The sequence below is a fragment of the Trichocoleus sp. DQ-A3 genome (genome assembly GCF_039961975.1).
Taxonomy (GTDB): domain Bacteria; phylum Cyanobacteriota; class Cyanobacteriia; order Cyanobacteriales; family FACHB-T130; genus FACHB-T130.
Genome location: NZ_JAMPKC010000002.1, coordinates 275,571 through 297,778 on the forward strand (window position 1 = coordinate 275,571; position 22,208 = coordinate 297,778).

22 protein-coding genes and 2 tRNA genes are annotated in these 22,208 nt (G+C 46.2%); 3 read left to right on the plus strand and 21 right to left on the minus strand.

What is annotated here, in order from left to right; genetic code table 11:
- Window positions 1-125 precede the first annotated feature (125 nt).
- Window positions 126-935 (minus strand): hypothetical protein, encoded by an 810-nt coding sequence (locus NDI44_RS04475; RefSeq protein ID WP_190412907.1) that lies wholly within the window; start codon window positions 933-935, stop codon window positions 126-128.
- A 145-nt stretch (window positions 936-1,080) separates the two neighbouring features.
- On the opposite strand from NDI44_RS04475, the gene NDI44_RS04480 reads away from it, so the two are divergent.
- Window positions 1,081-2,460, plus strand: coding sequence for a GTP-binding protein (locus tag NDI44_RS04480; protein ID WP_242037072.1), 1,380 nt, complete (start codon window positions 1,081-1,083; stop codon window positions 2,458-2,460).
- An 89-nt stretch (window positions 2,461-2,549) separates the two neighbouring features.
- On the opposite strand, the gene NDI44_RS04485 is transcribed toward NDI44_RS04480, so the two are convergent.
- The 3 genes from NDI44_RS04485 to NDI44_RS04495 all read right to left on the minus strand — a co-directional run bounded on the left by NDI44_RS04485 (window position 2,550) and on the right by NDI44_RS04495 (window position 4,761).
- Complete coding sequence (locus tag NDI44_RS04485) at window positions 2,550-2,813, minus strand: hypothetical protein (protein WP_190412529.1); 264 nt, start codon at window positions 2,811-2,813, stop codon at window positions 2,550-2,552.
- Window positions 2,814-2,897: 84 nt separating this feature from the next.
- On the minus strand, window positions 2,898-3,722 hold the full coding sequence (locus NDI44_RS04490; RefSeq protein WP_190412530.1) for a TlyA family RNA methyltransferase: 825 nt from the start codon (window positions 3,720-3,722) through the stop codon (window positions 2,898-2,900).
- Between the two features lie 241 nt (window positions 3,723-3,963).
- A complete protein-coding gene (locus tag NDI44_RS04495; RefSeq protein WP_190412531.1) occupies window positions 3,964-4,761 on the minus strand; it encodes a vWA domain-containing protein in 798 nt (265 codons plus the stop codon).
- Between the two features lie 171 nt (window positions 4,762-4,932).
- Here NDI44_RS04495 and tnpA point away from each other — a divergent pair, with 171 nt between their 5' ends.
- Window positions 4,933-5,346 carry an IS200/IS605 family transposase gene (tnpA, locus tag NDI44_RS04500; RefSeq protein WP_190412532.1) on the plus strand — a complete coding sequence of 138 codons (414 nt, stop codon included), beginning with the start codon at window positions 4,933-4,935 and terminating at the stop codon, window positions 5,344-5,346.
- Window positions 5,347-5,715: 369 nt separating this feature from the next.
- Here the strand turns inward: tnpA and NDI44_RS04505 are convergent, their stop codons facing one another.
- From NDI44_RS04505 to NDI44_RS04585, 17 genes are all read right to left on the minus strand, one after another.
- Complete coding sequence (locus NDI44_RS04505; protein WP_190412533.1) at window positions 5,716-6,018, minus strand: hypothetical protein; 303 nt, start codon at window positions 6,016-6,018, stop codon at window positions 5,716-5,718.
- 263 nt (window positions 6,019-6,281) lie between these two features.
- Window positions 6,282-6,944, minus strand: coding sequence for a translation elongation factor Ts (tsf, locus tag NDI44_RS04510; RefSeq protein ID WP_190412534.1), 663 nt, complete (start codon window positions 6,942-6,944; stop codon window positions 6,282-6,284).
- Window positions 6,945-7,093: 149 nt separating this feature from the next.
- Window positions 7,094-8,527 carry a hypothetical protein gene (locus NDI44_RS04515; RefSeq protein WP_190412535.1) on the minus strand — a complete coding sequence of 478 codons (1,434 nt, stop codon included), beginning with the start codon at window positions 8,525-8,527 and terminating at the stop codon, window positions 7,094-7,096.
- Between the two features lie 178 nt (window positions 8,528-8,705).
- On the minus strand, window positions 8,706-9,140 hold the full coding sequence (locus NDI44_RS04520) for a hypothetical protein (protein ID WP_190412536.1): 435 nt from the start codon (window positions 9,138-9,140) through the stop codon (window positions 8,706-8,708).
- Window positions 9,140-9,523, minus strand: coding sequence for a 50S ribosomal protein L7/L12 (gene rplL, locus NDI44_RS04525; protein WP_190412537.1), 384 nt, complete (start codon window positions 9,521-9,523; stop codon window positions 9,140-9,142). The genes NDI44_RS04520 and rplL overlap by 1 nt, the downstream gene beginning before the upstream one ends.
- 66 nt (window positions 9,524-9,589) lie before the next feature.
- Window positions 9,590-9,664 (minus strand) — tRNA-Leu (locus NDI44_RS04530).
- 31 nt (window positions 9,665-9,695) lie between these two features.
- The gene (locus NDI44_RS04535) at window positions 9,696-10,430 is read right to left on the minus strand and encodes a hypothetical protein (RefSeq protein WP_190412538.1); all 735 of its coding nucleotides are present in this window, start codon (window positions 10,428-10,430) and stop codon (window positions 9,696-9,698) included.
- A 179-nt stretch (window positions 10,431-10,609) separates the two neighbouring features.
- Window positions 10,610-10,676 (minus strand) — tRNA-Met (locus tag NDI44_RS04540).
- 1,004 nt (window positions 10,677-11,680) lie between these two features.
- Window positions 11,681-11,881 carry a hypothetical protein gene (locus NDI44_RS04545; protein ID WP_190412539.1) on the minus strand — a complete coding sequence of 67 codons (201 nt, stop codon included), beginning with the start codon at window positions 11,879-11,881 and terminating at the stop codon, window positions 11,681-11,683.
- A gap of 134 nt (window positions 11,882-12,015) precedes the next feature.
- On the minus strand, window positions 12,016-12,975 hold the full coding sequence (locus tag NDI44_RS04550; protein ID WP_190412870.1) for a GNAT family N-acetyltransferase: 960 nt from the start codon (window positions 12,973-12,975) through the stop codon (window positions 12,016-12,018).
- Window positions 12,976-13,136: 161 nt separating this feature from the next.
- A complete protein-coding gene (locus tag NDI44_RS04555; RefSeq protein WP_190412540.1) occupies window positions 13,137-13,643 on the minus strand; it encodes a GNAT family N-acetyltransferase in 507 nt (168 codons plus the stop codon).
- A gap of 17 nt (window positions 13,644-13,660) precedes the next feature.
- On the minus strand, window positions 13,661-14,131 hold the full coding sequence (locus NDI44_RS04560; protein ID WP_190412541.1) for a cupin domain-containing protein: 471 nt from the start codon (window positions 14,129-14,131) through the stop codon (window positions 13,661-13,663).
- A 117-nt stretch (window positions 14,132-14,248) separates the two neighbouring features.
- Window positions 14,249-14,782 (minus strand): GrpB family protein, encoded by a 534-nt coding sequence (locus NDI44_RS04565; RefSeq protein WP_190412542.1) that lies wholly within the window; start codon window positions 14,780-14,782, stop codon window positions 14,249-14,251.
- A gap of 251 nt (window positions 14,783-15,033) precedes the next feature.
- On the minus strand, window positions 15,034-19,623 hold the full coding sequence (locus tag NDI44_RS04570) for a CHAT domain-containing protein (RefSeq protein WP_190412543.1): 4,590 nt from the start codon (window positions 19,621-19,623) through the stop codon (window positions 15,034-15,036).
- A 9-nt stretch (window positions 19,624-19,632) separates the two neighbouring features.
- The gene (locus NDI44_RS04575; protein WP_190412544.1) at window positions 19,633-20,580 is read right to left on the minus strand and encodes a DUF1822 family protein; all 948 of its coding nucleotides are present in this window, start codon (window positions 20,578-20,580) and stop codon (window positions 19,633-19,635) included.
- Entirely contained in the window at window positions 20,577-21,347 is a 771-nt protein-coding gene (locus NDI44_RS04580) for a hypothetical protein (protein ID WP_190412545.1), read from the minus strand. Before NDI44_RS04580 ends, NDI44_RS04575 begins: the two co-directional genes overlap by 4 nt.
- Window positions 21,344-21,526: a hypothetical protein gene (locus NDI44_RS04585; protein ID WP_190412908.1), complete on the minus strand. Its 183-nt coding sequence runs from the start codon at window positions 21,524-21,526 to the stop codon at window positions 21,344-21,346. Before NDI44_RS04585 ends, NDI44_RS04580 begins: the two co-directional genes overlap by 4 nt.
- On the opposite strand from NDI44_RS04585, the gene NDI44_RS04590 reads away from it, so the two are divergent.
- Window positions 21,525-22,205 carry an actin-binding WH2 domain-containing protein gene (locus tag NDI44_RS04590; protein WP_190412871.1) on the plus strand — a complete coding sequence of 227 codons (681 nt, stop codon included), beginning with the start codon at window positions 21,525-21,527 and terminating at the stop codon, window positions 22,203-22,205. The two genes, NDI44_RS04585 and NDI44_RS04590, sit on opposite strands and share 2 nt — an antisense overlap.
- The last annotated feature ends 3 nt before the right edge of the window (window positions 22,206-22,208 follow it).

Here is a 22,208-nt window from a genome sequence, read left to right on the forward strand (position 1 = left end):
GAGAATGCAGTGCGATCGCAATCCTAAATGATTCTTGAAGGCGAGATACCCAACAACTCTTACGAAGTCGGGTATCTGAAGGGTTGGCTCACAACTACAATCGGATTGCGATCGCTGTAGCGTGTTTATTTTGCTGACTGAGCAGCGGTGCAACCAGTAAGAACTGAGGCAGGAACGGGTACATCAGAATTTGCCAAACCTTGTAATTGCTGTCGATAGGCTACTAACTGACTTTGAGTGTTTGGATCGCGGACAACTTTTCTCATTCGATCGATTACTTTGATCGCTTGCGTCCAATTTTGAGCGCAGACTGCCTTTTGTAAAGAGGCGTTGAGGTTTTCCTTGGGGACCTTTCGGGCTGCCGATGGATTTTTAATAAGCTTGAAAGAAGTCAAAAAACCATCGATACTTTTAACTAAGTCTTGTTCTCTATCTGTTACTACGAAAACCTGATAAAACCGTCTCCGATCTACCAAATAAAATCTACTTTTAATGATTACTCCTTGGGATAGTTGTACTTTGAATTCCCTTCCCGGAGAATTTGCTAAAGTAATATTCCGTTGGCTTAAAAGCTTCCCTTTTGAACTATTTGTAAATCCATAAATTGCCCCAGCTAAGAAATCGTTGACATCACGCTGAGTCTTGATCAGATTAGCCGGAAGCTCGGAATAACCAACTACATAACCGGCTTGATTTGGTCGGAAAGCCTGGAAGAGTTGCACTTTAATTGGCCCACCTTTAGTCTGAAGCGTTTGCTGACTTTGGTTGGGTGTACTGGGCATCAACACGGTGAAGCCGCCTGCGCGTGAAGCGAAGGGCTTCCATACTGACTGAGCAAGTAAAATCGGTTGCTCAGCTTGCACTGCATTAATGATGGGAGCGCCACCCACCAGGCAGGTGGTTAGGAAAAGAGAACAAAGAAGTGGATTTTTCATTTCAGGTAGAGTGCAATCAAGCGATCGCAATGAGATATCGAGCGAAAATGGATCTGTAGCTTCTTCTAATCTAGCCTTGAGCCATCCTCAATTATCCCAAACCAATGCCGCTGCTGGGGGTCACACATCCTCTGCACGCAGCACTCTGCAAGAAACTCACTTCAATCGCGCTCGTGCCAGTCTGCGGCAAGCGCTGTCTTGGTATTCCCACACTCGCAGCCAACGGCACTCTTCAAAATTAGAAGCAACCGCAGCGCTGCAAACTGAACTGGATTTTTTGAAGTCTACGCTGGATAAGTTAGACCAGGGTGTGATTCGGATAGCCGCTTTTGGTTTGGTCAGTCGCGGCAAATCAGCGGTGTTAAATGCCTTAGTAGGGCAGAAAATTCTGCAAACTGGGCCGCTGAATGGGGTGACTCAGTGGCCCCGTTCTGTGCGGTGGACGCCTAACGCGGCGGGTAAGGTGCAGGTGGAATTGATTGATACGCCTGGATTGGATGAAATTCAGGGGCAAGCGCGAGCAGAAATGGCGCGGGAAGTGGCACGTCAATCTGACCTGATTTTGTTTGTGGTGGCGGGTGATATCACGCGAACCGAGTATCAAGCGCTGTGCGAATTGCGCCTGAGCCAGAAGCCTTTAATTTTAGTCTTTAATAAGATTGACCTGTATCCAGAGCAAGACCGACAAGCAATTTATCAACAGTTGCAGATTCTGGGTGCTGGCAGTCGGGAGACGCGATCGCTCTCCGCTTTACAAGAGGATGAAATTGTAATGGTAGCGGCGGAACCGGCACCCCTGGAGGTGCGAGTAGAGTGGCCCGATGGTCGCGTCACGCAGGAATGGGAGACGCCGCCGCCGCAGGTGGATGAGTTGAAGCAGAAGATTTTGGGGATTCTCAATCGAGAAGGGCGATCGCTTTTAGCGCTCAATGCCTTAGTTCAGGCGCGAGAAGCTGAAGAAAGCATTGCTCAGAAGGTGGTGGCGGCTCGTGAAACTGAGGCGGAGCAGCTAATTTGGAGCTATGTGAGATACAAAGCGATCGCAGTTGCGCTCAATCCGATTGCTGTTTTGGATGTCTTGGCAGGAACGGTAGCGGATTTGGCGCTAATTCGCTCCTTGTCGCGGCTGTATGGGTTGCCGATGACGGGTTATGAAGTTGGAAAGCTTTGGAAAACCATTGTGTTTAGTTCGGGCGGCTTGCTACTGGGTGAATTCGGCAGTAGTTTAGTTTTCGGGTTGGGCAAGAGTGCGGCGGCGATTGGCGCTGGGGAGAGTCCAACGAATATTACGGCTTATGGCGGTGCAGCGATCGCCCAAGCTGGTATCGCTGGATATGGAGCTTATGCAGTCGGTCGGGCGGCGCAGGTGTATCTAGAGCAAGGCTGCACCTGGGGACAGTTGGGAGCGAATACCGTCATTCAAGAGATTCTCAATCAGGTAGAACCGAATACAATTCTTTATCGCTTGCGGCAGGAATTGTTGCAATTCGGCGGGTCATCTCAAAGCAAATCTCCAAGCAAATAGATGAACGCAAAACCTAACCCCCAACCCCTTCCCTCACAGGGAAGGGGTGCAAGAGAAGTTCTCAGTCTGATTCGACTTTTAAATTCAGATCAAGATTGTACTTGGGAAGAATCAGCAGCACGATCGGTAGCGCCTAATTCTGATTCTGCACGGCTTCGCATGGACTCTTGTAAGTGTTCGTCGTGGTGACGGTGCTGCGACATCAATTCCCGCGCCTGTTCTTGGGTATGGGCGTCAGCAGGGTGGGTTTGATGTACCTCAGCCTCTGCACGGCTTCGCATCGACTCGTGTAAGTGTTCGTCGTGGTGACGGTGCTGTGCCATCAATTCCCGTGCTTGGTCTTGGGTACTCATGCTTTGACCCTCTACTTTTAAGGCTTGCTTCTGTCTCAATTTGACCTGAATAGAGCTAGACGGTATCAAAACTGACAGAAAAATTTACGATTTAAGATTATCCCGAAAGTGAGATGCAGCGGCTTCGGTAATCTGTTTAATGGCTTGCAAACTTGGCGGTGGTGTGGCGCTATCCATATCTAACCACAACAGATACTCGATATTACCAGCAGGCCCAGTCACTGGCGACCAACTTAAGCCGCGATATTGCCATCCCAACGGTTGCGCGGCTTGTAACACTTGGAAAATAGCATCTCCCTGATCGTCAGGATCTCGCACCACACCTTTTTTACCAACACGCGATCGCCCGACTTCAAACTGCGGCTTTACTAGCAATACCGCTTCTCTAGGAGGCTGTGTCAATTTCCACAAAGCATCGAGAATTTTGGTTAGGGAAATAAACGAAACATCTACAACTGTTAAATCTGCTGGCTGTTCATCACCGTACAATTCCTCTGATGTGAGATAGCGCAGATTAGTCCGTTCTTTCAACACTACCCGCGCATCATTGCGTAATTTCCAGTCGGCTTGTCCGTAACCGACATCAACGCCATAAACTTTTTTTGCCCCAGCTTGCAGCAAACAATCGGTGAATCCGCCAGTAGAAATTCCGCCATCTAAGCAAATTCGATCTTGTACGGAAATGCCAAATTCTTCAAGTGCTTTGGAGAGTTTTTCACCGCCTCTGGAAACAAAACGCGATCGCTCTTTAATTTTAATTTGCGCCTCGGTTTCTACCTCCGTTCCCGGCTTATCAATGACTTGCTGATTGACCATTACTTCCCCAGCCCGAATTAGCCGTTGTGCTAACTGCCGGGAGGCGCATAAATCAAGTTCTACTAATAAGGTGTCAAGTCGTTGTTTCGCCATTAATTATATATATTAAGGATTGCTTGCGTGCAAGTTAATAGAGCAAAGCGATCGCAATCGAAAAGGAACTCCGCTGGTTAGTTATTACACACTATTTAAAGGATAGCTACTTAATCGCTTACCTCCCAGGTTCTTCGCCCCTTCCTCCCACGTTCGCTGCTTCGATCGAGTCGAAGCCACGGATACTTATCCTCTCGTAAACAGTATGTATGCTCTAAAAGTTAGGGCACGCAAGCATTACCTAGACAATTAATGCATCCAAAAAACCACGCTTTCCAAGTCGTGCGATCGCAGATGCAACTTGCAGTCTTGGACAAGCGAGAGTTTCAGCAGTAGCGCTGATATCTAGAGAACCAAGACGCTGTACCGTATCTAATACTTTACCGTCAAATTCCAAGTTACGGAATTCGCTAGTTAGCATAGCTACCATCTGACTGATAACATCTTTAGCATCGCGGACAGAGGCACATTGTCCACTCGTGCCAGTTGCGATCGCGGTAAACGACTGCAACGTAGCGCGATCGCTTCCCATGCACAGCGCATGAACCGTTACTCGCTGATTTTCCGCCGCCGCCGTTACCGACTGCACCGTTAAACCATTAGGATATCGCGCCGGATCGGTATGCGTGAAGCCCTCAGCGTCACGATCTGCGTGGAAACCGTGCGGCGGTGCATCACCCACCAACAGAATAAAGCGACAACTGTTGCGTCTCCACTTCATCTGGTTAGCCGCATCCTGAACACCATCATAAACAGCTTCCGGATGATCTCCACCCCCATTCGCTTCTAGTTTGTTGATGTTCTTCTGCATCTCCTGCAACTTTGCAGTCAGCGGATAGATGCGAGTTACAAAAGTCGTGTCTTGTGGAGGGTGATCGCGGTATTCTACTAAACCGACTTGCAAATCGATATCACTGTCAGCGGACAGCAAGCGAATTGTATCCAACAATTGTTGTTTTGCTTCTTGGATGAAACCACCCATACTGCCAGTTGTATCAATTACAAAGCAAACATCAACATGATTGAGAGCTTTTGTCATAATTAGTCTCGCTTTTCCTAGTTAAAAAATTACCTTGCGAATGGAATTCGCGGCTACACATACGAAGAATACCTGGCGAATATAATTCGCGGCTACACATACGAAGTCCGCCTTCGCGGACTAAATGCGATAATCGTGATTGAAAAATTTGCCCATTTAGGTTGAGAAGAGATGAGGTCAAATTTCACGCAGTTATATCTCCATTGTGTTTGGGCTACTTGGGATAGATTGCCTCTAATTACACCTGATATCCAGAAGGTAATTTATGCAGCTATCATTAGACAGTGCGAACAACTTGGATGCACAGCAATCGCTGTTGGCGGTATTGAAAATCATGTCCATCTTTTGACAAGTTTCCCATCTACTCTGGCTGTATCTGATTTAGTTAAACAAGTTAAAGGTAGTTCTTCTCATCTAGTTACTCACGAAATTAAGCCTAGTGAATTTTTTAAATGGCAAGGCAGCTACGGCGCTTTTACTGTCAGCCATGATGCTATCGACAAAGTGGCTGATTATATCCGCAACCAGGCGATTCACCACCGACATAAATCAACTATTTCTACTTGGGAATTGAATCTAAAATAATTTATTTTGGTTTGGGCGGTTGAAACCGCGGTTGATTGGGCAGTTGAAACTAAACCCGCCTCCGCGGGTTTCAATTTTCCGATAGTCCGCGCCGGCGGACTTGGTTTGTGTAGCCGCGAATTCTATTCGCCAAGGCTAGTTGAGTGGGCGGGTTTTAATATCTCAATTTTCCGATAATTGAGTGGGCGGTTGAAACCGCAGCTACACAGACTAAACCCGCCTTCGCGGGTTTCAATATCTCAATTTTCCGATAGTCCGCGCCGGCGGACTTGGTTTGTGTAGCCGCGAATTCTATTCGCCAAGGCTGGGTGGTTGAAACCACAGCTACACAGAATTAACCGCGAATTCTATTCACTAAGGTTGGCAGACTCAAAAATAATCAATATACCCATGCGTTTGATTTTCCCAGTTGTCTTTCAGTGCTTTATAAATCTGGTTAACCCAATCTTCGTCTTTTGCAGCCTCTAAGCCAACATAACCTGTTCCCGCTGAAAGAGTTTCAAATCTAAATAGTATTCCTTCTATCTCTTTATTTCCTGTAATATAGGATAAATACGCAATCCCGTCTTTTGTTACTCTAATTTGTGAATGCCGAGATTGATCCCCTGATTTAATTAATAATCGAACGCTTTCAATATTAAAAGCTTTTGAATCGTTCAAGTTTATTTCCATAATATGAAACCCAATTTATGAACATTGCATTCTAATTATATTCTGATTCGGCAAGCAAGAAAAAAACTACGAATAGCAGACTGTCTTACGCTGGCTTATCTTACGAAAATTCCCCATCAAATTTATAAGCAAATAGAGTGGGCGGTTGAAACCGCAGCTACACAGGCTAAACCCGCCTTCGCGGGTTTCAATATTCTCAATTTTCCGATAGTCCGCGCAGGCGGACTTTGTTTGTGTAGCCGCGAATTCTATTCGCCAAGCCTTTATTCCCTGCCGCCCATTTGTGCAGCGACTTCTTCGGCAAAGTTGCTTTCAGGCTTTTCAATGCCTTCGCCTAATTTAAAGCGGACAAAACGACGCACTTGGATATTTTCACGCAGTTGAGCTACGCTTTGCTTCACCAGTTCTTCCACCACGATACTTTGGTCGCGAATGTAAGGCTGATCCATCAAAGACATTTCTTTCAGGCGCTTTTCAATTCGTCCCTGAACAATTTTTTCTTTGATATTTGCTGGTTTGTTAGCTAAGTCATCCCGCCCCATTTCGATTTCTGTTTCTTTCTCGACAATTTCAGCCGGAATATCTGCTACTTTCACGTATTCTACATTCGGACAAGCGGCAATTTGCATGGCGATGTTCCGCACCAGGGTTTGAAATACTTCACTGCGACTTACAAAATCAGTTTCGCAGTTCACTTCTACTAGCACGCCAACTTTACTGCCAGTATGAATGTAGCTGTCAATAATTCCTTCTGCCGAAATACGACGGCTTCCGCCGCATGTTCTACTCATACTTTTTTGGCGCAACCATGCGATCGCTTTGGTCATATCGCCATTGGTTTTATCCAGCGCCCTTTTACAATCCATCATGCCTGCGCCTGTTTTCACGCGCAGTTCGTGGACAGTTTTTGCAGTTATTGCCACCATGTTTTATTCCTCGTTGACTAATAATTTTGTTGACCTCTCCCCAACCCCTCGCATTGCAGGAGAGGGGCTTTTTTCTTCCCCTTTTTTCCAATGGAAAGAGGCTAGAGGTTAGGCTTTCTATGTTTCGATTGAGCTACAAGTTAGCCTATCTAGTTATCAACTCGCACTGGTAACGGTGTCTCTAGAATTTCCATCAACAATTCAAGTCGAGATGGACGAGACAATAATGGCACCAAGTTTGGCAGTGAATAGTAATCACCTGCGAAGGTGAATGTCTCCAGCGATACTTGAGACTGTTGCAATTGCTTTTCTAAGTAGTTGCCGTGATTGCCGACTCTGACGATAATTACATTAGGCACTACCTTCAATTCTTCGCAGTATCGGGGATAAACTGTGTTGAAGTAAGGAGCGTTGTTTTCGCCTTCATCGGTAACGATGATGATTTGTTCTGCCGACTGTTTGTTTTGCCGCATCTTTTCTAGCGATGCGCCGATGCTAGTGCAACCATCCGGAAACAGCTTCTGGAAAGCTTTCTCCCAATCTGACAGTGCTTTACCTTGTGCTTTTACTTCAACAGCTTTGGTGTCGAAGGCATAAACAAATAAGTTACCTTCGCTGATGCCAGAAATCAAAGCTGCAATTTGCTTTCCGACTTCCAGCGCTTCAGTCATGCTGCTGCTTTTGTCTACAAACAAGGCGGTAGACTTGGTAATCTTACCCCGCTTTTTAACCTGTTCGTTGACAACTTGCTCTAGCTGCCCCACAGTTGCATCATCGACATTGGCAACACCTGCGGCTTTCATCGCCTTGAATGCAGAGACGCGATCACTTGTTACTGCTTCTGCCAGTTTTGCATCAATCAACACTTTCACCTCAGCGTTTTCCATCGCACCTCGCGCTTGGAGTGACTTGAGGTTGTTAATGACCTCCTGCGGTGACATGGCGTTAACCAGCGCCATCAGCACTTCTGGCGTTACTTCCTTCACCGCACCAATGGCGACAGTGTAGGGAATTTTGCGTTCTGCAATTAGTTGTGCTTGTGCTTCTGGTGTTTCTGCTTTTGCAAGCTGCTTGAGTGCAAACGCAAGGCTATCTTCAGGCGGTGCATCTTTGAATAGTACGGCGTTAGCGCGATCGCTAGGGCGTATGTGCAAACTTGCATAAAGATGCTTCATCGCCTTGCGTCCCCGCACCGCTGCGCGATCGAAAAACGCTGCATTCTTTTCCCGTTCCTGCAAATAACGCCGCACCGCAGTCCGCGCCGAACGCGGTAACTTTTGCTGATGCTGCTTCATAAAGTCTACAATTCGCGCCACCTGGTAAGGCGGAAACTCTTGTAGCATCATGAAACCTGCACCCCGATGTTCGTTCAAGCTGCTGGTCAGCAAATTGCCGACAAAAACTTCCTTGTGGTCGCGCACATCACCCTGACGCTGATACCATACAGCCAGGTGTCCGTAAAAGATGGGGTCAAGTTCGACCATCATCTTATGCACTTCTGCTACCTTACCCAATTCCCGGTGTGGCGTAGTCAGCAGACTGTTGAGCATTTCCAAACGCAAGTCGCGTTCTAGTGTATTCATTGCAACTACCTCCATTTCATTTGAAGCGTTGAGGAGGCAGGTGTCGCACGCAAGTTAATTGCTGCCGCGCAAGTCGAGAAAGCTGTTTTTTTACCTTAAAAGGGTATGTAAGCTTTTTCTGTTGGGGCGCGGCGACAACTGCCATTATAATTTGCCAAGCAAGAGACTGTCATCCCTGCTAATCTAAAGGTTTCAAATCCGGTTCAGTCCAACTTATCCGAGCTTGCCAAGACATTAAGCGATCGCGGTTGTAGTATGTCAGAGGAAGATTTTTATCTGCGTAACTATCGATAAGTTCGTTGGCAAGATATACGATAGAGCGAGTTCGATCTGCAACCGATAGATAGTGACTAACAATCCGAATCCAAAACAGTGTCATCGTTTCGTGATAGCCACTGTTTTTAGTAGTTTTAATCCCATTAGCCAAGTTGTAACGCTGGATGCGATCGCGTATGCAATTCGTCGCTTCTGCCTCTGAGTAACGAGTGAGATACCATACTGCAACCGTTAAGTGTGCATGATGATTCCACTCGTCTCGTGGCAATGTGCAATTCTTGAATGCTGCGATTAGATTTTCTATTTCATCGACTGTCTGGTATTTCACAACGGCCATTACTTGAGAGATACTTTCGCACCTGCTACTTCTAGCTGTTGCTTGATGTCGTTGGCATCTGCGAGAGCGATCGCTTCTTTCACCACTTTCGGCGCTGACTCAACAAAATCTTTTGCTGACTTCAGATCCAAATTAGTCAAAGTCCGTACAACTTTGAGGATTGCAATCTTCTTATCAGCAGGAACTTCCTCCAGAACTACATCAAACTCAGTTTTTACAGAAAGCTCTTCACCTTTTTCCTCGATTATTTCAATAATACTTGTCCGCTGGCGAGGCGAAGCATCAACTCGAAAAGTATCTTCAACTTGCTTAACTAATTCTGCCGCTTCGGTTAGTGTTAAAGATTTTAATTGCTCTAGAATCTCAATTGTTTTTACAGACATCTTTATACTCCTCCTCATCATAAAAAATGAAATATTATCATTCCACGCAAGTCGAGAAAGCTGTTGTTTCATACGCAGGGGTTGAACCTGCATAATCTTGAGCTTAAATCAAGCGCCTGTACCAATTCGGCTAGTATGTAAGCTTTTTCTATCAGGGCGCGGAATGAAAAGTTTAACTATTTGCAAGCTGCTGCATAATGAACTTTATTTCCTTCTTGTTACACTGACGTTTATCGACAGCGTAACTTTTTCTGTAGATTCTTCTACCTTGCTTCTCCCGTACACTCCAACCGTCAGCAATTTCTTTTAAGACAATATCTGTTACTGGCTTTGCTGGTGGTGTATTTTGAAGCTTTATTGCATACCACAAATTGTTAATTTTATGATATTCTAGGCAGTCATTAACAACTACTAGATTGTCTGGCTTTTCGGGAGGTTTATTGGGTGCTTTCTTAGCTAGGCAGAGAACTTTAGTATCGGGATGTATATAAAGTTGCTCTCTCCAATAATTCAGCGGGTTTCTGGGTAAATACTTGCACGATTTAGTAGAATAAGGAACTCCATCAATTAGTTCAACATCCTTTTCCACAAAACCCCATACATGGGAGAGAATATGTTGTCCTGATAACGTTCTCGTTTCAAGCTGCTGGCATAATTCGCTGTAAACATTATCCCAAGATTCGCCCACTTTAGAACGCAACCAGCGACGTAATGGACCTAGATGGTCTGAAAAGTACTTTGTGCGTTTTCTTGTCTTGATTAAATAAGGACTCAGTAACCCATCTTTACTTGCCTCATTAGTAATCTTTTGCAGAGCTTTTTTATAGCCTTTAAGCTTTTTTACACTTATCCTCATGCCTCCACGAGGACGTTCAATGACAATTTCTCCCAAGCGGTGTTCGCTCATTACTTAGTATCGTCCCTAAATATCTATTAATTTTGATGAATTGCCATTCAGTTATGGCTAGGTTTGTTGTAATTAGGGAAGAACTGCATAACATTGGAAAACCCTCCAGTAAATATCAAAAATAACGATAAATTTATTCGTATTTAGATTGCTCCGCGCAAGTCGAAAAAGCTGTTTGAATATACACGGGAATTGAACCCGTCACGGCTTGATTATGAGTCAAGTGCTCTAACCAACTGAGCTAGTATGTAAGCTTTATCTATTAGGGCGCGAAGCGATTATTGCAGTCTCGAAAGTATTGGGTGTTCCGCGCAAGTTAAAAAAGCTATTCACTGGAGAGTTACCGTTACTCTACACTGCCAACTAATGGCAGCGGTAGGAATTGAACCTACATCTCCCGCTTATCAGGCGCATGTGTGTATGCTTTTCAGGTTAGGGCGCGGAACACAAAATTTAAAGCTGAGTATCCATAAAACGCACTATTTAGTTTGCAATCTGTTCTGGAAAAAATTGTCACTTCGTACAAGTTAAGAAAGCTATAGTTAACGGGAGTTGAACCCGACCTATCGATTAATCAGTCGATTGCTCTACCACAGAGCTAGTATGTAAGCTTTTTAAGTTTGGGTACGAAGTGGAAGCTTTATTTTTTATTTCCAGTTGGGATAAAGAGTAGTAGCTACGCGCAAGTTTAAAAAGCTTTTTTGACACCTCTCCATGCAGCGGAGAGGGTAGGAATCGAACCTACAATTCGGTTTCCCGAACGTTACCAGTTTGTATGCTTCTTACATCGGGGCGCGTGCCATTGTTTTCAGATTAAATCAACAAGAAAATTGATTTTTATCCCGCGCAAGTCAGCAAAGCTGTTATCACTTGGCGCTCTATCCGTTGAGCTACGACTGCATTAAGAAGCAGTCGGTGGGAGTCGAACCCACTACCTCCCCGTCCGAAGCGGGAATGTGTGTATGCTTCACAAATTAGGGCGCGGGAAAAAGCTTTGAAAGTGACCCCGTGCAAGTTGAAAAAGCTTTATTACAATTTACGACCGTTCTTACTAAGCAATGCTTAGCAGTGGACGCGCAAACCGTATCTGACGAGAGATTTGGAATGCTTCGCTAGTTCGGTCGCCCGAACTTCACTACCTTAGGATCGTTATCAATAGTGTGTATGCTTTTTCTGTCGGGGCGCGGGGCTTGAATAATTTTGAATTTTAGGTGTTGAATTTAATTTTATAATTCAACATTCAAAATTATTTAGCCGTAAACTGCTTCTGGACGTACAATTAAATGCCCACTGGGACGGCGATCGACAACGTAGGATTGGAAGCGATCGCTTCTAACATCAAAATGCTGTGCAAGGCGTTCCTTAACGGATTTGTCGTTCATGCCATCCGTTACACCTAGTTGCTTTTCTTCAATGTCGTAAGAACGACCTTCAAAACGAATGTGAACCATTTTGAACACCTCCTTAAAGTTGGAAGCAAGATGATGTATGAACTTGTCGTTCTCTTGCTTCACTACTTTATACTACATAAACACTACAAAAGTTGTCAAGAGTTCGGCAGCAAGATTTTTTAGCAAGAGTCTAACTACACATCCTTGACGTAGAAAATGCGGGTGTGAAGTGTGGCATAACCGACAGATTCGTAGAGTTGCAGCGCACCTGAAGGATTTTGAGCATCGACGCCAAGCTTGGCTGTCTCTACGCCAGCAGCCTTCAAACGCTGCATCCCGCTTAGTAACATAGCTCGTCCCAGCCCAATCTTACGGAAGCCGCGCCGCGTGCCTAGTACAGCAATCCAGCCTTCCTTGCGATCGCTGCGTGCATTTTCCTCTGTATAGATCCTGCTGTGGCAAAAAGCAGCAAAAGTCCCATCAGGAGCGATCGCAATCAAGTTTAATTCCGGCTTGTAATCCCGGTCGCTTAGATAATACTTAAGCATCTCCACAGTTAAAGGGTGATGATTCCAATGGTCGATAAACGACTGGTTAAACATCTCCACCCACGCTTCTGCGTCTTGTTCAACTTCTACTTGGCGAATGGTGAAACCTGCTGGAAACTGCGGTTCTGGTATTGGTTCATCCAGCGATCGCCTCATGGTGAAAAAGCACCGATCGGCAGTGAAACCGCAACTTTCTAAGAAAGCAATGCGTTCGGCTTGGTCTTCGCGAGCGCCAGAGCGCAGCTTAACACTCATGCAGCGTTCTTTGCTAACTTCGCGCATCCGTTCCTCACCCCAGGCGACGATCTGTTTTTCCAGATAAACGCCGCGATCGCTTGGGTGGACGTGGAAACCAATGTAGCCTTCGATGATTTCGCCATCAGGGGGAATCCACATTCGTCCGAAGCCAATCAGCTTACCGTCAGAGTTTTCCCAGAGGCAAAGATCGCGTGCTTTGTCTAATGAAGGTGCTTTAAATTCCTGTCGCAGTTCAGATACAGATATGCCTTCATCGAGTTTATCGACCGCTTCGCAGGAATTGATCAAGTGAGCGATCGCTTCTAAATCCGCTTCCCCTGCATAAGGACGCATTGTTAAAGTAATCATAAAATTAGCTGAGATGCCTACGTTGCCGTAATTCCGGAAATTTAAGTTGCGCTTTACTACAGGCATACTACAAAAACTTGCGGAAAGAACACCTCACCCGATTGGGTGACAAGCAGACATTGCAAATCGTAGTTTGCGATCGCGATGAATTTCTGCACTGCTTAAAGCGATCGCGATTTTTCAAAGTAAAGAAGAGGATGCTCGTTGACGACTTCCCGTCCCGTTTGCCTCATCCCTAGCTTCTCAAGCACCCGCACAGACGCAATGTTTGGTTCGTCCACATCCGCCCTCACCTTGGGAAGGGAAAGCGTGTCCAGAGCATAACCCAATACAGCGCTAGCTGCTTCTGTTGCGTAACCATATCCCCAGCGATCGGGATGAACTCCGTAGATTAAACTGGGAGTCCCTTCCTCTGAAGGCAAGAAGCCAGCAAAGCCAACAAGATATTCAAGGTCGCGCATAAAGATTAGCCAGAGTCCGTACCCATGCTGTTCAAAGTTCGCGATGCTGTCCTCAACGAAAGATTCTGCCTCGTCAGACGAGATTACCCGGTTGTCGAATAAGAAAGACCGGACGCGATCGCTCGTCCAAAGCGTGTGAATGAGTTGAATATCCTCGATCTGGCAGGGTCGAAGCTGTAATCTACTTGTTTCGAGTACGCAACTCATCGTTATTCGGTGTCTAATTATCCAAACGGTTTAGCATCTTCTAAGTCAAAGATTTCAATAGCATCCTCACGGCGAAACATGCGTTTTCCAAGGCGCGGGAAATCGGCAATTTCTATATCGAGGTTTTCTCCTCCCGCTAGATAAACTAAGTCTTCCTCACCTGCATTCCTCAGATGATGAGCTACCGAAGGAGTCGGGAATGCCATGAAGTCTCCTGCACCAACTTCAAATTCTTCGCCGTCAATTTCCGCAATTCCGCAGCCCGATAGGATGTAAATCCATTCTTCCTCGCGGTAGTGGGAATGATATACAAAGGATTCCTTTCCTGGAGGGACTTTTACAAAGTTGACTCCGGTGCGCTTTAGTCCGAGCGATCGCCCCATTTGTGTCCCTGAGATTTCGGATTTCGGATTCCAGGGGTGTGAGAATGTTTGCATATTGTCTTCAATTTGTTGACGCCGCAAAATCAAAGATTTCTTCTCTGCCATGTTCGTAACCCTCAGATGGTTTACTGGATACCTAATAGCTAAGTTCAGCGATCGCAATATGGGATTTCATAGAGGTTTCTCCTCGCGAACAAAATATAAGTCTGGATAGGGACACTGTTACTCATTTACTGAAGACACACGCCACCCTGCTGCTTTTCGGTCAATGGTTTTGATAAAGTCGTCTTTCCCGTCCATATATCCCTCTATATCATCGGGATACATTTCGGCTAATTTCCGCTTAAGGTTACTGTATTGCTGTGCATCGTCAGGATGAGCAATCATGTAATCTCGAAATGCTAAGTGACGCTTTACCTGTGCTGAACCAATCTCGAATGTATGAACGTGATGTGTTCTGATACCTGCTTGGTTATTCTTGCGGAAGAATCGACGACCGGGAATTCCATATTCACCCATCACTTCATAACCCAGTGACTCCATTGCTGCGCTCTGCTCATCTACACGAGAAATGTCTTTCACTTCAACCAACAGATCAATAATGGGCTTTGCGTAAATATTGGGAATTGCCGTGCTACCAATATGATGTATTGCAACCATATTTTCACCCATTGCCTCGGCAACTTGCTGCGACTCAGCCTCGAACGCATCTCGCCACTGTAGATTGTGTGGAACTACTTCAACTTTGAACGGCATGACTGGCACCTGTAGTAATGCAAGATTCTGGGAATGAGGAGCAATTCTTGGCTATAGTCGTAGATTCTCCAATTGCGAAATTCTTGATTAGTAGATAAGTGCTGTCTGAGGTCATTAATCTTGTGTCAGTTTGAGAGGGTCTGGCATTTCGGTGTATTCAGTTGGGGAACCGCTAGTTTTAAGCCAGAGGAATTTGGAAGCAACAAAGAGGCAGATATCGCGATCGCAATTAACCTGGATTTTGTGCAACTTTACTGGCAAATCGACAGGCTTTGTGTTTGCAGATAGTCCCGCATCCAGGCACAGTTTAGAACCAGTAGGGCATCCAGATCCAAATTCCATAAAATAATTGTGCGATCGCTACTAGCTGAAGCGATTGTTTGACCATCTGGGCTAAAACTTATCCCCAAAACGCTATCAGTATGCCCACGGAGGGTTTTGAGCAATTTCCCACTCAGGCTCCAGAGTTTCACCGTTCCGTCAGAACTGGCAGAAGCGAGAGTTTGACCATTCGGGCTGAAGCTGATGCTATTGACTCGATTGGTATGTCCGGTTAAGGTTTGGAGCAACTGACCGTTGCTCCAAAGTTTTACGATTCCATCAGCACTGGCAGAAGCGAAGGTACTACCATTGGGACTGAAGCTGACATCTAAGATACCAGCACTATGTCCCGGTAGAGTGCTGAGCAAACTTCCGTTAAGTTGCCAAAGCTTCACCGTTTCGTCAGCACTCACAGAAGCTAAAGTCTGACCGTCAGGGCTAAAACTCACGCTTGTTACTGATTCCTGATGTCCGATTAAGGTATCCAGCAGAGTTCCATCCCGATTCCAGAGTTTCACAGTTCTGTCAGCACTCGCTGAGGCTAAAGTCTGACCATCTGGACTGAAACGAACACTCAAGACACTAGCAGTATGTCCCTGGAAGGTCTTCAGAAGCGTGCCGTCTTTGTGCCACAATTTTATCGTTTTGTCAGCACTCGCTGAAGCAAACGTCTGTCCATCTGGGCTAAAACTGATGCTGGAAATCTCCCCATTGTGTCCTTTGAGAGTTTTTAGCAGCTTCCCGTCTTGATGCCAAAGCTTCACTGTTTTGTCGGCGCTGGCGGAAACCAAAGTCTGACCATCTGGACTAAAACTTACACCCCGCACCTCAGAATCATGCTTCTGCAAAGTGGGAAGTTTCTCAGCGTTAGGGTGCCAGAGTTTAACTGTAGTATCGGCGCTGGCAGAAGCCAAACTCTGACCATCGGGGCTGAAACTCACACTGTAAATCGAAGCGCTGTGTCCTTTGAGAGTAGAAACAAGCGTGCCATCCAGACGCCAGAGTTGCACCGTTTTGTCTGCACCGGCAGAAGCCACGGTTTGACCGTCTGGGCTAAAACTAACCGCCCAAACGAGATCCTTGTGTTCGGTGAAAGTTCTGTAGGGACGAGTTTCAAAACCTCCCAGACTCCGATTCTGACGCCAGAGTTTCACTGTAGTATCTGCACTAGCAGAAGCCAAAGTCTGACCGTCGGGGCTGAAACTGACGCTATTAACTGAAGCGGTGTGCCCTTTTAGAATCCCTAGCAATTTACCATTGCGGTGCCACAGTCTAATTGTTTTGTCGGTGCTAGCTGTCGCTAAGGTTTGGCTGTCTGGGCTGAAGTGAATACTTGTTACCCAAGAGCGATGACCCTTTAAGGTGACAATTAGGCTGCCGTTCCGCCGCCAAAGTTTCACCGTTTTATCCGCACTGGCAGAGGCGAGAAACTGACCATCCGGGCTAAACGCAACGCTATTGACTTTGCCCGTGTGCCCTTTGAGAGTGGTTAGGAGTGTACCGTCCCGGTGCCAGAGTTTCACCGTTTTGTCATAACTCGCAGAAGCCACCATTTGGCTGTCTGGGCTGAAGCTGACGCTTTTTACTTTGTCTCGATGTCCTTCCAGCGTCGTCAACAGCCTGCCATCCCGTTGCCAAAGTTTAACTGTCCCGTCATCACTCGCAGACGCGATGGTTTGACCATCCGGGCTAAAACTGAGGCTAATGACCGTTCTTTGATGTCCCTCCAGACGGTTATACTCTCTGACGCCGTAGACGGCTTGCTGTAGAACCGTTACCACTCGAATGCGAGTGTCGGGTTTGGCTTCGATAGATTGTTGTAGCTGTCTACCTGCCTTTAAACTTTCCAGTAATGCTTCTAGTTCTTTATTTGAGGCTAAAAGTTCATCGGAGGAGGCACTTAAAGCATTGAGTTGGGCATCGATTTCACCCGTTTCAGCTCGCTGCCATTGCTTTGTGGCAATTCCCACTAGCAATCCTAGTCCTATCAAACCGCTCGTGAGTCCCAGGATAACTTGTCTTCGTTGGCGATCGCGTACTCTCTGCTCTCGTGCTTGCAGTGCCAAACTTGCCTGTATAAAAGTTTGCTCCGTTGAACTCAGATCCGCCGAACGTTCGGCATACCAATGTTGGGCTTCTAATAACGGCGCACCTCGCCACAGTACCCCCTCATCTCGCTGGCTATCCCATTGTCGCAAAGCTATCCGCAATCGCTCCTGCCAAGTCCGGAAGCTGCGGTCATCTTCTAGCCACTGGCGCAAGCGTTGCCACTCTCGAATCAGCGCTTCATGGACAATTTCGACGGTTTCAACCCTAGTTGCCTCATCTTGTCTGCTGACAACCAAACGTGCATCTGCTAGGCGCGTAACTAAGTTCCAATTGTCTTGTCCTACGTCAGTGCGGGTGGCGATGCGGCGAGTATCCGCCGTACCTTCACCGGGATGCACTAATTGGAGAAAGATACGCTTTGCCTGTTGCTTTTCTTCCAGTTTGAGTGCTGTATACACCTGTTCGGCATAACTAGCGAGTGCTTGTTCGACACCCCCAATGGCATCATAAGCAGCATGGGTCAGGATACCATTGCATTGTTGTTCCCACAGCAAGGTTAGGGCAAACTCCAGTAAAGGCAGAGAACCGGGTTCGCAGCTAACGGCATCTAGTATGCGCGATCGCAATCCTTCCTCGATCTGTACGCCTAAATTCTGGGCTGGTTTTGCGATCGCTGCTTGCAGTTCTAAGCGGCTCATTTGCCCTAAAAATTCCGGGGGGAAGCGCTGCAACGCAGAGGCAAAGGGATGATAAGAAAGTGCGTATTCGCAGAAATCTGCTCGTAAAGTGAGAATTAGGGTAAAACTGGGTATCTGGTTGACAGCAGTTAATAATTCATCTTGAAAGCGTTGACGGATTTCCGCTTCCTGGCAAAGCGCGTACAATTCCTCAAACTGATCGGCAAATAAAAGTAGGTGGTCAGTTATGGGATTTTTATCGAGAATTCGCTCTAACACAGCGATTAATGGCAAGTCACCCTGCTGAATTGCTGTTGCTAGTTTGTTGATTTCAACCAAACGATCCGTTTCACGCAACTGCGGTTCTAATAGGGGAATCAGTTGTTCTGCCAGTTTTAAAAAAGGACGATTCCCCGGACGAAAGCTAACAATTAGCCAGTTTTCTATCTGACGCAGACGCGGAATTAAGCCGGCAAAGACTGCGGAAGATTTACCGCTACCGGAAGGGCCAATCGCAGCAACGAGTGGCTGATTATATACCGCTTTCAACAGTTTCTCAGTGAAAGCCTCCCTGCCAAAGAAAAACGGTGCATCGGCTTCTTGAAATGCAGACAAACCCCGATAGGGACAGGGGAAATCTTGCCCAGTTTGTACGGGCACGGCACTGCCGTGTCCGTACCCCTCAAGAGACCCTTTTCCTCTATCATGTAATCCTTGCCAAATTATGGGCACCGCTGTGGGATTTTGGCATATTACTGGCAACCAACTGGCGCAAGGACATCGATCCTCTAAAGCTTGCAACTGTTCTCGTGCTTCTCGCACAGAGGTATAAAAAGACTCACCCCTAGAAAAAGAAGTGAGAAAATACTTGAGAAATTCCTGAGCAACCAAGTCAGGGACTGGCTCCCGCATGACAATGATTTGAGGAATGTGGAGGCTTTCGAGGGAACGTGCTAAGCCTAGCCCATCGCAGGAGTTGAAAACTGCCAGTTGTAAGCCGCGTTCTATTGCTCTTTTCAGAGCATAGGTTAACTCGGTGATGGATAAGCGATCGCTACCATTAATTTCGATCTCGCCCGTTTCGCCACAAGCAAGGCTGGAACTATGTCCGGCAAAAAATAAGATATCCCACCCAGATGAGTCCCAAAGTTGTTGGTATAACTGGCGGCGTTGCGGTTCGACTAAAAAGACAATTTCTGCATCACAAAGCAAACTTGAAAGTAGCTTTCGATCTGCTTCAATATCAATCCCAGTCCCATTCCCCAAAACCGCTAAAATTCTGGGTTTTTTCCGTAATGGTGCATCAGTTTCTACCCGTTCGTAAGCAGTTGCTCCCAGCGCTACTTCTGCCTTGGGGTAACGCTCGAAAAAATCCCAAAAATGCCAAGGGAGTCGTCGCAGTTGGTTGTTTTCTATTTGCAGAATCAACCGCACTGTATCAGTTGGTAATAATTTTTCGAGTAATTTTTCTCGAATGGGGCGAAATGACTCAGCTTTGAGCCAGATTGTCAAACTATCTGCTAAGGTTTGAGCAGACTGGCGGCAAGCGTCAAGTAAATCTTTTGGAGAACCCTGAATAATTTGTCCTCCTCTTTCTTCCAAGCGAAACAGGAACGACAGACTGCGATAAATAGACTGCCAGTGTTCGTATTGTTCCAGTAACTGAGTTGCTGGGGGCAATTTACCTTTGGCACGGGTGGTAACAGCATGGTTGCCTTCTCCCCGAATTTCCAGCGTTGCTATTGCTCCCTGATGCAAGCCACCATCGATATCCAAGATGACTAACTTTTCCATTGCTGCCTGCTAGATGACAAAGGCTTCTGTGATGCTAGTATCTCCTAACGCTACTTTGACACTAAATTGTTCCCCCACTTGTCCTCTGAATTCATACTGCATGAAGGTGTCAGTCCCGCTAGCGATAATTTCTCTGAATACCTCCCCAGATTCTGTTAATACCATCAACTTCAGTTGAGGTGGCAGTGTTATTTGTGGATTTACAGAACAAACTTGCAGATGGATGCTCAATCTTTCTGGGGTTTCTGGCTGGAGGGTGACTATTAAAACAACTGCATTTGTTTCCAACTCGATCCGCTTTGCCCGTCTCACAGTCGATCTGCGTAATGCTAAAAGGGGCGTTTGTGGCGTCAATACCTCCTCCACTGTTTGCCAACCAGACTCGAAGAAATTTTGTAACCAGTTGTTTAGCTGCGATCGCGTCTTGTCGGGTGCATCTGACAGCGCCGATTCGAGTTGATCTAGATACTCCATCAGTGCATCCAAAGATTGCAAGTCAGGGATTTGCAGTTCCTCTGGCGGATTTTCAGTAGCGATCGCGGGGGCAAATCCTATTAGATGTGCTTCCTGCAAGTAGACTGGTTCTGTGGGAGTAGAATGCGATCCAAACTGAACTGCCACATAGCCAACTCGATCTTGCATCACTTCTGGCGGTAGCGTAACTGATGTCTCCCCAGGCAGGACGGGACGGCACTCTAATCTACCTAAGTTAGGCAACACCAGATCCGCTACATCAAACATGGCTCGCATACCAGGATGCCAGCTGTCGCTTGAGGTGAGATTTGGTTCGTATCTCAGCCATTTTAGATAGCGGTGAACTGCCCAGACAGCCAGGGTATTGAGATATACCCGTACCCCTTTTTCAGGAGTCGCTTGCTCTTGTGCAAATTGTCGCGCCAGCTGATGGGCGGTGTCACTCAGGGGAACGTTAAGAGAAACAGGTGCGGTGCTATTCATAAGTCTTCTTCTACATTTGGTTGATAGCCCAAACTTCTAGCGATCGCTTGGAGAAGCGGGACTCCCTTGTTTTTCCAATGCCAGTTCAGGGTGTTGTAATTAATGTTGAGATCCCGTGCTACAAGAGCGAGTTTGTCGGGTGGATACTTTAAGAGCAAGCGCTGGCTGAGGATTTGGCAGTTACACTCTGGATAAGCTTGGGGATGGCAACGCCGAAGTTTGCCTTCCGGATCTCGGTCAATATATTGCTTTAGCTGAACCCCAATTCTTTGATTTTTCCGCTGTTCCTGTTCTCGCCGGGTTTGTGCTTCTATTTCTAAAAGCGTACAGGGAACTGAAGCCGCCAAGCGATCGCCAAAAGTTTCGCTCCCCTCATCCCCCAAGGGCACATCAAGCGAGAGGGGTGGTTTCCTCAGTTGTTCTTGAAATTCCGCTTGAGGATTCTTGGGATTTTTGGCGCGAGTCTGCTGGGAGGAATGCAAGTCGCGCACTTCATATTTCAGGCGTAATTTCAGGTTAATCCAAGCCACCAAACTCTTCTCTAAAGAAGGCTGTCTGGGTTCAAATTCGTGTATTTCATCAGCCAATTTCAGCAATGTATCATCCAAAGCTTCCAAGTAATCCGGGTGAGCGGATCTCGCCAATCCTGGCAATTGCTGAATTTCTATCAACAGCTGATTCATCGCTTTTCGCCAGCTAAGGCTCCCAGATGGATGCTGACGGACTGCTTCAATTAGTTTGCCTAGCCGCTCATCCCGTTCGTTCATAGCAGGGAATTAAGTAAGATTCTCTCCTCTTGCTGTCGGGTCAGCCTATCCAAACCATCTTCGCTCTTCACGGTTTTTGTAAAGTTTTGTAACAAATTTTGGGTATATCCCCACAACTTTGAGGCAGGTGCCTGAGAGATTTGTAGAGCGATACCTGAATTGATAGGAGAAGATGTCATGAATCACTTCGCAATCCTAATGTACTTTTTGCGCGATCGCCAGAAATTTCTGGAAGAGATTAGTAAAGGGATAAGACTTGAAAACAAGATTGTTTCCTTATTAATTAGTAGTTCCGCATTTTTTGCACTTTATGGAGCAATTATCGGTTCGTTTAGTGGCGGATTGCAAATGGTTGCTTCAGCAATTAAACTACCTGCCTTGTATTTAATCACGTTGGCTATTTGTTTGCCTACTTTATATTTTTTCGATGTGATTACTGGCTCTAAGCGCAGCTTTGGACAATACCTAGCTTTGCTGTTAGCGTCTATGTCAATCATTGGCGTGATGCTGTTCAGTTTTGCACCCATTATCCTGTTTTTTCGTCTTTCCATTAACGACTATCAATTTTTTCAACTTTTGAATGTACTGGTTTTTACGATTACTGGTTTGATAGGCATTAATGGTTTTTACCGAGGCATGATCTTTATCAACGACCAAGATTCTGATAACCCGAAAAAACGCACAGGAATGATTCGAGGTTGGTTAGTGCTATATGGCTTTGTCGGGAGCCAACTGGGATGGACACTCAGACCTTTTTTTGGAACTCCTGATAAACCTTTCGAGCTATTTCGTAATATTGAAAGTAACTTTTATTTTCACATTTGGCACGTAATTAGTAGCGCACTAGGTTTTCGTTAAGCA

What these genes read in the sequence shown, in the direction of transcription:
- NDI44_RS04555 (WP_190412540.1), bottom strand. Translation starts at nt 13,643, where the DNA reads ATGAGTTGCGTACTCGAAACAAGTAGATTACAGCTTCGACCCTGCCAG.
- NDI44_RS04490 (WP_190412530.1), bottom strand. Translation starts at nt 3,722, where the DNA reads ATGGCGAAACAACGACTTGACACCTTATTAGTAGAACTTGATTTATGC.
- NDI44_RS04515 (WP_190412535.1), bottom strand. Translation starts at nt 8,527, where the DNA reads ATGAATACACTAGAACGCGACTTGCGTTTGGAAATGCTCAACAGTCTG.
- tsf (WP_190412534.1), bottom strand. Translation starts at nt 6,944, where the DNA reads ATGGTGGCAATAACTGCAAAAACTGTCCACGAACTGCGCGTGAAAACA.
- NDI44_RS04590 (WP_190412871.1), top strand. Translation starts at nt 21,525, where the DNA reads ATGAATCACTTCGCAATCCTAATGTACTTTTTGCGCGATCGCCAGAAA.
- NDI44_RS04535 (WP_190412538.1), bottom strand. Translation starts at nt 10,430, where the DNA reads ATGAGCGAACACCGCTTGGGAGAAATTGTCATTGAACGTCCTCGTGGA.
- rplL (WP_190412537.1), bottom strand. Translation starts at nt 9,523, where the DNA reads ATGTCTGTAAAAACAATTGAGATTCTAGAGCAATTAAAATCTTTAACA.
- NDI44_RS04505 (WP_190412533.1), bottom strand. Translation starts at nt 6,018, where the DNA reads ATGGAAATAAACTTGAACGATTCAAAAGCTTTTAATATTGAAAGCGTT.
- tnpA (WP_190412532.1), top strand. Translation starts at nt 4,933, where the DNA reads ATGAGGTCAAATTTCACGCAGTTATATCTCCATTGTGTTTGGGCTACT.
- NDI44_RS04475 (WP_190412907.1), bottom strand. Translation starts at nt 935, where the DNA reads ATGAAAAATCCACTTCTTTGTTCTCTTTTCCTAACCACCTGCCTGGTG.
- NDI44_RS04520 (WP_190412536.1), bottom strand. Translation starts at nt 9,140, where the DNA reads ATGGCCGTTGTGAAATACCAGACAGTCGATGAAATAGAAAATCTAATC.
- NDI44_RS04560 (WP_190412541.1), bottom strand. Translation starts at nt 14,131, where the DNA reads ATGGCAGAGAAGAAATCTTTGATTTTGCGGCGTCAACAAATTGAAGAC.
- NDI44_RS04565 (WP_190412542.1), bottom strand. Translation starts at nt 14,782, where the DNA reads ATGCCGTTCAAAGTTGAAGTAGTTCCACACAATCTACAGTGGCGAGAT.
- NDI44_RS04580 (WP_190412545.1), bottom strand. Translation starts at nt 21,347, where the DNA reads ATGAACGAACGGGATGAGCGGCTAGGCAAACTAATTGAAGCAGTCCGT.
- NDI44_RS04495 (WP_190412531.1), bottom strand. Translation starts at nt 4,761, where the DNA reads ATGACAAAAGCTCTCAATCATGTTGATGTTTGCTTTGTAATTGATACA.
- NDI44_RS04485 (WP_190412529.1), bottom strand. Translation starts at nt 2,813, where the DNA reads ATGAGTACCCAAGACCAAGCACGGGAATTGATGGCACAGCACCGTCAC.
- NDI44_RS04570 (WP_190412543.1), bottom strand. Translation starts at nt 19,623, where the DNA reads ATGGAAAAGTTAGTCATCTTGGATATCGATGGTGGCTTGCATCAGGGA.
- NDI44_RS04545 (WP_190412539.1), bottom strand. Translation starts at nt 11,881, where the DNA reads ATGGTTCACATTCGTTTTGAAGGTCGTTCTTACGACATTGAAGAAAAG.
- NDI44_RS04550 (WP_190412870.1), bottom strand. Translation starts at nt 12,975, where the DNA reads ATGATTACTTTAACAATGCGTCCTTATGCAGGGGAAGCGGATTTAGAA.
- NDI44_RS04585 (WP_190412908.1), bottom strand. Translation starts at nt 21,526, where the DNA reads ATGACATCTTCTCCTATCAATTCAGGTATCGCTCTACAAATCTCTCAG.
- NDI44_RS04575 (WP_190412544.1), bottom strand. Translation starts at nt 20,580, where the DNA reads ATGAATAGCACCGCACCTGTTTCTCTTAACGTTCCCCTGAGTGACACC.